Below are 9209 nucleotides of genomic sequence, written 5' to 3'. Positions count from 1 at the left end.
GCCGACCCCCAGGAGGACCCCCCATGGCCACCGTCTTCAGCAGGATCATCGCCGGCGAGCTGCCCGCCCGCTTCGTGTGGCAGGACCAGACGTGCGTCGCGTTCCTGTCCGCCGCGCCGCTCCAGCCGGGGCACGCGCTCGTGGTGCCCCGTGCGGAGGTGGACGAATGGGTGGAGGTCGACCCGGCGCTGGTCACGCACCTGACGACGGTCGCCCAGCAGATCGGCAAGGCGCAGGTGGCGGCGTTCTCCGCCCGCCGGGCGGGGCTCATGATCGCCGGCTATGAGATCCCGCACCTGCACGTGCACGTGTGGCCCTCCACCTCGCTCGCCGACTTCGACCTGGCCCGCGTGGACAACGCCCCCGATCCGGCGGACCTGGACGACGCCGCCGCCCGCCTCCGCGCGGCCCTGCGGGACCTGGGCCACGGCGAGGTCGTCCCGCAGGACTGACGGCCCGCGCCGCCCGGGCCCGGCTCAGGCGCGCGTGGCCCGGGCGAGCGCCTGACGCACCCGCTTCTCGGAGACCGAGACCGCCGTGCCCAGCTCCTGGGCGAAGAAGGAGACGCGCAGCTCCTCGATGAGCCAGCGCACCCGCTCCAGCTCCGCGGGCACGGGCGTGCCCGCGAACCGGGCGCGGTGGGCCGCGACCGCGGCGTCGAACTCGTCCTCGAGCCCCTGCACCACCGCCATGTGCTGCCCGTCGCGCTGCAGGTGGCCGCCGGCGTCCAGCCGGTCCAGGCGCGTCAGCATGCCCTGCAGGTAGCGCGGCAGGTGCTGCAGCCGCTCCCAGCCCGTGGCGGCCACGAAGCCGGGGAACACGAGCTGCTCGAGGTGTGCCTTCACGTCCGACAGCGCCGGTGCGAGGGCGAGCGAGACCGAGCCCTTGAGCCGGCGTCGCACCTGCGCGGCCCGGGAGAGCACCTGCTCCACCAGGGACGTGACGGCGAAGACCGTGTCGATCAGGTCGGCCCGCACCCGGTCGAACAGGGCGCGGAACGCGGCCTCGTCGAACGGCAGCTCGTCCCCGACGAGACGGTCCACGGCGGCCTGGGTGCAGTCCGCGACGAGGGAGTCCACCGAGCCGTGCGGGTTCTGGGTGAAGGTGAGCTTCTCCCTGTTGTCCAGGTGGTCCAGCACGTAGCGCTGGGGGCTGGGCAGGGTGGCCAGCAGCAGCCGGATCACCCCGGCCCGGTGCCAGGCCGCCTGGTCCTCCGCGGACCGGGCCACGGTCAGGCCGGCCGCGGGGCCGCCGTCGGGCGTGGTCTCGGGCACCAGGCTCGGGTAGCCCGTGATGGCGGGGCCGCGCGCCCCGGCCGCGGTGGAGACGGTCTTCGGCACCGTGCCGATGCTCCACGAGGTCAGCCTGTGCCGCTCCTCGAAGGCCGGCGTCGCGCCGGACCGCCCGGGGCCCTCCGGGCGACGGCGTCCCTCGGCCCCGGCCCGCGCGTCGGCCTGGGCCCGGCCGCCGCGGCCCGTGCCGCGCGGCCCCGGCCGGGCCGAGGCGGGGTCGTCGGTGCCGGCGAGCCGGGCGGCGATCGCGGAGCGGTTGGCCTGCGCGAGCCGGGCCTGCAGCGCGGGCAGGTCCTGGCCGGCGCCCATCACGGCGCCGCGGGCGTCCACGACGCGGTAGTCCATCCGCAGGTGCAGGGGCACCGCGTCCGGGGCCCACAGTCCGGGCTCCACCACCACGCCGCGCACCCGACGCACGGCCGCGGACAGCGCCTCCGGCAGCTCGTCCCGCAGCGGGTCGGCGTGGGCCTCGAGGTCCGCCACGAGCTGCTGGGCCACGTCCGGGGCGGGCACGAGGTTCTTGCGCACCGCCTTGGGCAACGCCTTGATGAGGGCGGTGACGAGCTCGACCCGCAGGCCGGGGACCAGCCATGCGAAGGGACCGGGGGAGACCTGGTTGAGCAGCAGGATCGGCACGGCCACGGTCACGCCGTCGGTGCCGGCCGCGCCGGTCGGGTCGAACGTGTACTCGAGGTCGAGCTCCACATCGCCGCCGGGCATCGGATACGAGAACGTGGTGGGGAACGCGTCGGTGTCCAGGTCCTCGGCGTCGGCGGTGAGCAGGGCGGCGACGTCGAGGTCCAGCAGGTCCGGCTGCTCCTGGCGCGCCTTCTTCCACCACGCGTCGAAGTGCCGCTCGGAGACGACGTTCGCCGGGATCCGCGCGTCGTAGAAGGCGAACAGGTCCTCGTCCCCGATCCGCAGGTCGCGGCGGCGCAGGCGCGTCTCGAGGGCGTCGACCTCCTCGAGCGCGGCCCGGTTGCGGGCGAAGAACCGGTGGCGCGTGCGCCAGTCGCCCTCCACGAGGGCGTGCCGGATGAACAGCTCGCGGGAGAGCTCCGGGTCGATGCGGCCGTACCGGACCGAGCGGTCCGGGATCAGGGTGACGCCGAACAGCGTCACCTTCTCGCGCGCGACGACGGAGCCCGCCCGCCGCGACCAGTGCGGCTCGTTGTAGGCCCGCTTGACGAGGTGGCCGGCGACCTCCTCGGCCCACTCCGGCTCGATCCGGGCCACCGTGCGCGCCCACAGCCGTGAGGTCTCCACGAGCTCGGCGGCCATGACGAACGGGTGGCGCTTCTTGAACAGGGCGGAGCCGGGGAACACGGCGAAACGGGTGCCGCGGGCGCCCGCGTACTCGCGACGGCGCTCGTCGTAGGCGCCGATCTGCGCGAGCAGGCCGGTGAGCAGGGACTTGTGCACCGCCTCGTGCCGGCCCACCGGGTCCACGGGTCCGGCCTCGACGGTGAGGCCCACGTCCTTGGCGAGCTGGCGCAGCTGGCGCACCAGGTCCTGCCACTCCTGCACGCGCAGCCAGTTGATGTGCTCGCGGCGGCACAGCTTCCGGAACTGGGAGCCGGAGAGCTCCTGCTGCCGTTCGCGCAGGTAGGCCCACAGGTTCAGGATCGCGGAGAAGTCCGAGTTCTCGTCCGCGAACCGGCGGTGCAGCTCGTCCGCGGCCTCACGCTGCTCCGTGGGGCGCTCGCGGGGGTCCTGGATGGTCAGGGCCGCGGCGATCACCATGACCTCCCGGACGCAGCCGCGCTCACCGGCCTCGAGGATCATGCGGCCCAGCCGGGGGTCCACCGGCAGACGGGCCAGGCGGCGTCCGACCCGGGTGATGGTGCCCGCGCGGGCGCCGCCGGCCTCGAGCGCCCCGAGCTCGGTGAGCGTGGTGGCGCCGTCGGTGACCTGACGGCCGTCCGGGGGCTGGACGAAGGGGAACTCCTTGACGTCGCCCGGGGTGCGGGCCACACCGAGGGACAGCATCTGCAGGATCACCGAGGCCAGGGAGGTGCGCAGGATCTCCGGGTCCGTGAACTCGGGGCGGGAGAGGTAGTCCTCCTCCGAGTACAGGCGGATCGCGATGCCGTCCGAGGTGCGGCCGGACCGGCCCGAGCGCTGGTTCGCGCTGGCCTGGGAGACACGCTCGATCGGCAGGCGCTGCACCTTGGTGCGGTGCGAGTACCGCGAGATGCGCGCGGTGCCCGTGTCGATCACGTACTTGATGCCCGGCACGGTCAGGGAGGTCTCGGCGACGTTCGTGGCCAGCACGATCCGCCGGCGCACCCCGGCCCCGGCGCGGCCGAACACGCGGTGCTGCTCCGCCATGGACAGGCGGCCGAACAGCGGCAGGATCTCCGTGCCGGCCAGGCGCGTGGTGCCGGCGACGACGCCGGTCAGGTGGTCCGCGGCCTCGCGGATCTCCCGCTCGCCCGGCAGGAACACGAGGATGTCGCCCGGCGGCTCGGAGGCCAGCTCGAGGACGGCGTCGCCGATCGCGTCGAGGGGGTCGCGGGTCTCGGCGGCGTCGTCCGCATCGTCCTCGGGGTCGTCGGGGGAGGGCTCGTCGGTCAGCGGCCGGTAGCGGATCTCGACGGGGTAGGTGCGCCCCGAGACCTCGATGATCGGCGCCGGGACCACGCGGCCGCCGTCGTCGGCCTCCACCGCGTCCGCATGGTCCTCGCCCTCGGCCAGCGGCCGGCCGAAGTGTCGGGCGAAGCGCTCCGGGTCGATGGTGGCCGAGGTGATGATCACCTTCAGGTCCGGGCGCTGGGGCAGCAGGTTGCGCAGGTAGCCCAGGAGGAAGTCGATGTTGAGGCTGCGCTCGTGGGCCTCGTCCACGATGATCACGGAGTAGCGGCGCAGCTGCGGGTCATGGGGGATCTCGGCCAGCAGGATGCCGTCCGTCATGACCTTGACCCGGGTCGCCTTCGAGGTCTGCGCCGTGAAGCGGACCTGGTAGCCGACCGTCTGCCCGATCTCCTCGCCCAGCTCCTGCGCGATGCGCTCGGCCACGGAGCGGGCGGCGATGCGCCGGGGCTGGGTGTGGCCGATCGAGCCGGCCTCCCCGAGCCCGAGGGCCAGGCACATCTTCGGCAGCTGCGTGGTCTTGCCCGAGCCGGTCTCGCCCGCGACGATCACCACCTGATGGTCGCGGATCGCGGCCATGATCTCCTCGCGACGCTCCGCCACCGGCAGGTGTTCGGGGAACGTGATCGCGACGGCGTCGTGGGGCGTCGCCGACGGCTGCGCGGCGGGCGTGGAGGGCGGGGGAGTCTGCGTCATGACGGCCTCCATCCTAGGCGCGCGGGGGCCCGGGCCGACCCGGACGGGGCGAATCTGGGACGGACCTGGGACTGGGGCTGAGAGTCCGGATGTGATTCTCTGGAGCCCATGGACACGAACACCGTCTTCCTGTTGGCGGCGATCGGCCTCTATTTCCTCGCGATGATCGCGATCGGCCTGTACGCCTCCCGCAAGAACACCGACCTCGACGACTACATGCTCGCCGGACGCGACATGAAGCCGTCCGTCGCGGCGCTCTCCGCGGGTGCGTCCGACATGTCCGGCTGGCTCCTGATGGGCCTGCCCGGCGCGATCTACGCCGCGGGCCTGGTCGAGGGCTGGATGGCGGTCGGCCTGACCGTGGGCGCGTGGGTGAACTGGCGCGTGGTCGCCCCCCGCCTGCGCTCCTACACCGAGGTGGCCGGGAACTCGATCACGATCCCGTCCTTCCTCGAGAACCGGTTCAAGGACCGCACGCACATCCTGCGGATCGTGGCCGGCCTGATCATCCTCGTGTTCTTCACCTTCTACGTCTCCTCGGGCATGGTGGCCGGCGGCAAGTTCGTCGAGTCGACCTTCGGCCCCGAGTCCTTCTACGCCCAGGGCATCAGCATCAACTACCTCACCGGCATGCTCGTGGTCGCGGGCATCACGGTGCTCTACACCCTGTTCGGCGGCTTCCTCGGCGCCTCGCTGACGGATGTGGCCCAGGGCGTCCTCATGTTCCTCTCGCTGCTGGCCGTACCCATCGTCGTGATCCTGACCATGGGAGGCTGGGACGCCGTCGTCGAGGGCATCCGCGCCGCCGACGCCGCCGGCGGCGGAGTGAACCACTTCTCGATGTTCGAGAACGCGACGCTGATCGGCGTCCTGTCCTCCCTCGCCTGGGGCCTGGGCTACTTCGGCCAGCCGCACATCATCGTCCGCTTCATGGCCCTGCGCACCCCGCACGACGCGGCCGTCGCCCGGCGCGTCGGCATCGGCTGGATGGCGCTGTCCGTGTTCGGCGCCGTGATGGTGGCCCTCGTGGGCATCGCCTACTTCCAGGCCAACCCCGGCACCACGCTCGAGGACCCGGAGACCGTGTTCCTCGTGCTGGCCTCGATCATGTTCCACCCGTTCGTGGCCGGCCTGGTGCTGGCCGCCGTCCTCGCCGCGATCATGTCCACGCTCTCCTCGCAGCTGATCGTGTGCTCCTCCGCCCTGGTGGAGGACCTCTACATGCTGCGCGGGCGCACCGGTTCCCCGACGTTCACCCTGTGGCTCGGCCGCATCGGCGTGCTGGTGGTGGCGCTCGTGGCGGGTCTGCTCGCCCTCAACCCGGACTCCTCCGTGCTCGAGCTCGTCTCCTTCGCGTGGGCCGGCTTCGGCGCCGCCTTCGGCCCCGTGATCCTGCTTGCCCTGTACTGGCCGCGGTTCACCTCGTGGGGGGCGATGGCCGCCATGGTCACCGGCGCCGCCGTCGCCTGGGTGTGGTCCGAGGCCAGTGCCGAGACGTGGGAGTGGTTCGGCCTGTACGAGCTGCTGCCGGGCTTCGTCGCCGCCTTCGTGATGGGTGTGGTGGTGTCCCTCGTGACCCAGCGCTCGCGCCGGGTGCAGCGGCGGATCGACGCCGAGTTCACCGGCGCGATCGACATCGTGGCCGGCCGCGAGCCGCACCCGGACGTGGCCCCGGCCGCCATGACGCGGGACGCCGCCGGGGGCTCGACCGCAGCCGCCGCAGATCCGCGCGCGCAGGCGTGAGGCTCTTCCTCGCGATCCGTCCGCCGAGGGCCGTGCTCGACCACCTCGAGCCGGCCCTCGACGGCGTCCGGGACCGGGCCGGACGCGCGCTGCGCTGGACCGAGCCGGAGCAGCGGCACCTGACGCTGGCGTTCCACCCGGAGGTGCCCGCCGGCGCCGTGGACGACGTCGTCGCCGACGCCGGCCGCATCGCGGCGGGACATGGCCCGCTGGACCTGCACCTGGCCGGAGCGGGGGAGTTCTCGCACCGCACGCTCTGGGTGGGGGTGGGTGCCCCCACCCAGAGCGTGCGGTGCGAGAACTCCCCCGCTCCGGCCAGGTGCAGGTCCGGGAGCTCGGCGCGCTCCTGGCGGAGCCCTGGCTCGCCGACGACGACGGCCGGGACCGCCGGCGCGCCCACCTCACCGTGGCGCGGGCCTCGGGCGCCGCGCCCCGACCTCGGGGTCGGAGGCGGGGCGAGCCCCGTCCGCCGGCGCCGGCCACCGTCCTGCTGGCCGAGGCCGTGCACGCGCTCGCCGTGTACCGCGGGCCGGAGTGGACCGCGGACGAGGTCGAGGTCGTGGCGTCCCGGCTCGGCGAGGGCCGGTCCGGCGGGCCGCTGCACGAGGTGCTGGCGACCGTCCCGCTGCGCGGCTGAGGGGCCGACGGGCCGGCCGGAGCGGGAGACCCGCCCGGCCGACCCGGCCCCGGGTCAGCCCTCCAGGGGGCCCTGCACCGCGTACAGGCGCTTGTTGGCGAACTCGTCCAGGGCCAGGGGGCCGAGCTCGCGGCCGAAGCCCGAGCGCTTCACGCCGCCGAAGGGCAGATTCGCGCCGGCGGCGGAGGCGAGGTTCACGTTCGCCATGCCCACCTCGAGCTGGTCGGCCACGCGCTTGGCCTCGTCCAGGTCCGTGGAGAACACGGCGCCGCCGAGACCGTACTGGGAGTCGTTGGCCAGCGCCACGGCCTCCTCGGCGGAGGACACCTTGTAGACCACGGAGGCCATGCCGAACAGCTCCTGCGTGTAGGCGGGGTTCTCCTGGTCCACGTCCGTGATCACGGCCGGGGAGACGTAGAAGCCCTCGCCCTCGGGGCCGGAGGTGCGCTCGCCGCCCACGTGGACGGTGGCGCCGGCCTGCTTGGCCTCGGCGATCTGCTCGGCGAGCCCGTCGGCCGCGGACTCGGAGGACAGCGGGCCGTAGACGTCGGCGTCGCGCGAGGTCGGGTCGCCGGGCTTCATCTCCGAGGAGCGCTGGACCAGCTCGTCCACGAAGTCGTCGTAGAGGTCCTCCATGACGATCATGCGCTTGTTCGAGTTGCAGGCCTGGCCCCAGTTGCCCATCCGGGTGGCCAGTGCGTCGCGGGCGGCGGCGCGGGCGTCCGGCGCGGAGAGCACGATGTACGGATCGGAGCCGCCGAGCTCGAGGACGACCTTCTTGAGGTGCCGGCCGGCCTGCTCGGCGACGGCGGCGCCGGCCCGCTCCGAACCGGTGAGGGACACGCCCTGCACGCGCGGATCGGCGATGATCGTGGAGATCTGGTCGTGGGTGGCGAACACGTTCTGGTACACGCCCTCCGGCAGTCCGGCCTCGGTGAAGAGCTCTTCCAGCAGCTGCGCCACCTGCGGGTTGATCTCGGCGTGCTTGAGCAGGATGGTGTTGCCGAGCACGAGGTTCGGCGCCACGAAACGGGCCACCTGGTACACCGGGAAGTTCCACGGCATGATCCCCAGCAGCGGGCCGAGCGGCAGCCGCTGGACGAACGCCTCCTGCCCGGAGAACTGCTTGATCGGCTGGTCCGCGAGCAGCTCCTCGGCCTCGTCCGCGTAGTACCCGAAGATCTGGGCGCCGTAGCGCACCTCGCCGACCGCCGCGCCGAGGGACTTGCCCATCTCCGTGGTGATCACCGCGGCGATGTCCTTGGACCGCTCGGCCAGCAGCTCGGAGATCCGCTTCACGACGGCGGCGCGCTCGGCCACCGACTTCCGGGACCACTGCTCGTAGGCGGCCTGCGAGGCGTCGAGGGCGTCGGCGATCTGCTGATCCGTGGCGTTGTCGAAGGACTTCAGCAGCTCCCCGGTGGCCGGGTTGATCGTGCGGTAGCCCTGAGAGGCGGAGGTGGTGGTCATCAGTCGTCACCCTTTCGTGTGGACGTCCTGCGTTGAGCTCCCCATCCTGCCGGAGGCCCCCGCTCACTCCCAGATCCCGGACGCCCCTCTTCGCCACGAGCCGAGAAGGTGGGTGTCCACGATCCCGGCGGCCTCCAGCAGGGCGAAGCACGTGGTCGGCCCCACGAATCGGCAGCCGTGCGCCTTCAGCGCCCTCGCGAGCGCGCGCGACTCGTCCGAGGTCGAGGGGACCTGGGCCACCGTCTCCGGCCGTGGGGTCGCGGCAGGCTGGTGCGCCCAGACCAGCCCCGGCAGACCGCGGGCCGGCCGGTCGCCGTCGCCGTGCCAGGCCGGGCCCGCGCCGGGGGCGCCCGGGTGCAGCGGGGCGAACCGCTCGCCGCGCATCCCGACGACGGCCCTCGCGTTCGCGATCGCGGCCTCGATCTTGCGCCGGTTCCGGATGATGCCGGGGTCTGACAGCAACGCCTCGACTTCCGCGTCCCCGAACGCCGCGACGGCGTCCGCGTCGAAGCCCGCGAACACCTCCCAGAACCGGGGCCGCTTGGCCAGGACGGTCCGCCAGCTCAGGCCCGACTGGAACGCCTCGAGCACGAGGCGCTCGAACAGGCCCCGCTCGTCCGTGACGGGCAGGCCCCACTCCGTGTCGTAGTACTCCCGCAGCAGCGGATCCCGTGCCGCCCACGGCGGGCGGGCCCGCCCGTCCTCACCCACGACGACGCCACTCGGCGGTGCCTGTCGCCCGTCGGCCGGTGGATCCTCGGCGGGGGTGGAGACGGGGG

General features: G+C 73.4%; 6 protein-coding genes and 1 pseudogene. 4 read left to right on the top strand and 3 right to left on the bottom strand.

Annotation, left to right across the window (positions count from 1 at the left end):
* Positions 1-23 precede the first annotated feature (23 nt).
* The gene (locus J1M38_RS08725) at positions 24-452 is read left to right on the top strand and encodes an HIT family protein (RefSeq protein WP_036316605.1); all 429 of its coding nucleotides are present in this window, start codon (positions 24-26) and stop codon (positions 450-452) included.
* A 24-nt stretch (positions 453-476) separates the two neighbouring features.
* Here J1M38_RS08725 and hrpA read toward each other — a convergent pair whose 3' ends face one another.
* Entirely contained in the window at positions 477-4580 is a 4104-nt protein-coding gene (gene hrpA / locus J1M38_RS08720) for an ATP-dependent RNA helicase HrpA (RefSeq protein WP_078026012.1), read from the bottom strand.
* Positions 4581-4688: 108 nt separating this feature from the next.
* On the opposite strand from hrpA, the gene putP reads away from it, so the two are divergent.
* The 3 genes and pseudogenes from putP to J1M38_RS12075 all read left to right on the top strand — a co-directional run bounded on the left by putP (position 4689) and on the right by J1M38_RS12075 (position 6960).
* Positions 4689-6323 carry a sodium/proline symporter PutP gene (putP, locus tag J1M38_RS08715; protein WP_134416570.1) on the top strand — a complete coding sequence of 545 codons (1635 nt, stop codon included), beginning with the start codon at positions 4689-4691 and terminating at the stop codon, positions 6321-6323.
* Positions 6320-6514, top strand: a pseudogene (locus tag J1M38_RS12260) (2'-5' RNA ligase family protein); the annotation flags it as partial. The gene putP and the pseudogene J1M38_RS12260, both read left to right, overlap by 4 nt.
* A 101-nt stretch (positions 6515-6615) precedes the next feature.
* Positions 6616-6960 carry a hypothetical protein gene (locus J1M38_RS12075; RefSeq protein WP_241246565.1) on the top strand — a complete coding sequence of 115 codons (345 nt, stop codon included), beginning with the start codon at positions 6616-6618 and terminating at the stop codon, positions 6958-6960.
* Positions 6961-7014: 54 nt separating this feature from the next.
* On the opposite strand, the gene J1M38_RS08705 is transcribed toward J1M38_RS12075, so the two are convergent.
* Complete coding sequence (locus tag J1M38_RS08705) at positions 7015-8430, bottom strand: NAD-dependent succinate-semialdehyde dehydrogenase (RefSeq protein ID WP_078026015.1); 1416 nt, start codon at positions 8428-8430, stop codon at positions 7015-7017.
* Positions 8431-8493: 63 nt separating this feature from the next.
* The coding region (locus J1M38_RS08700) for a DNA-3-methyladenine glycosylase I (protein WP_241246564.1) at positions 8494-9209 on the bottom strand (716 nt) is incomplete at its 5' end.

The sequence above is a fragment of the Micrococcus sp. KRD070 genome (genome assembly GCF_017168435.1).
GTDB lineage: Bacteria > Actinomycetota > Actinomycetes > Actinomycetales > Micrococcaceae > Micrococcus > Micrococcus luteus.
The sequence above is the reverse complement of the archived record's forward strand: the minus strand, read 5'-3'. Positions and strand labels throughout refer to the sequence as shown.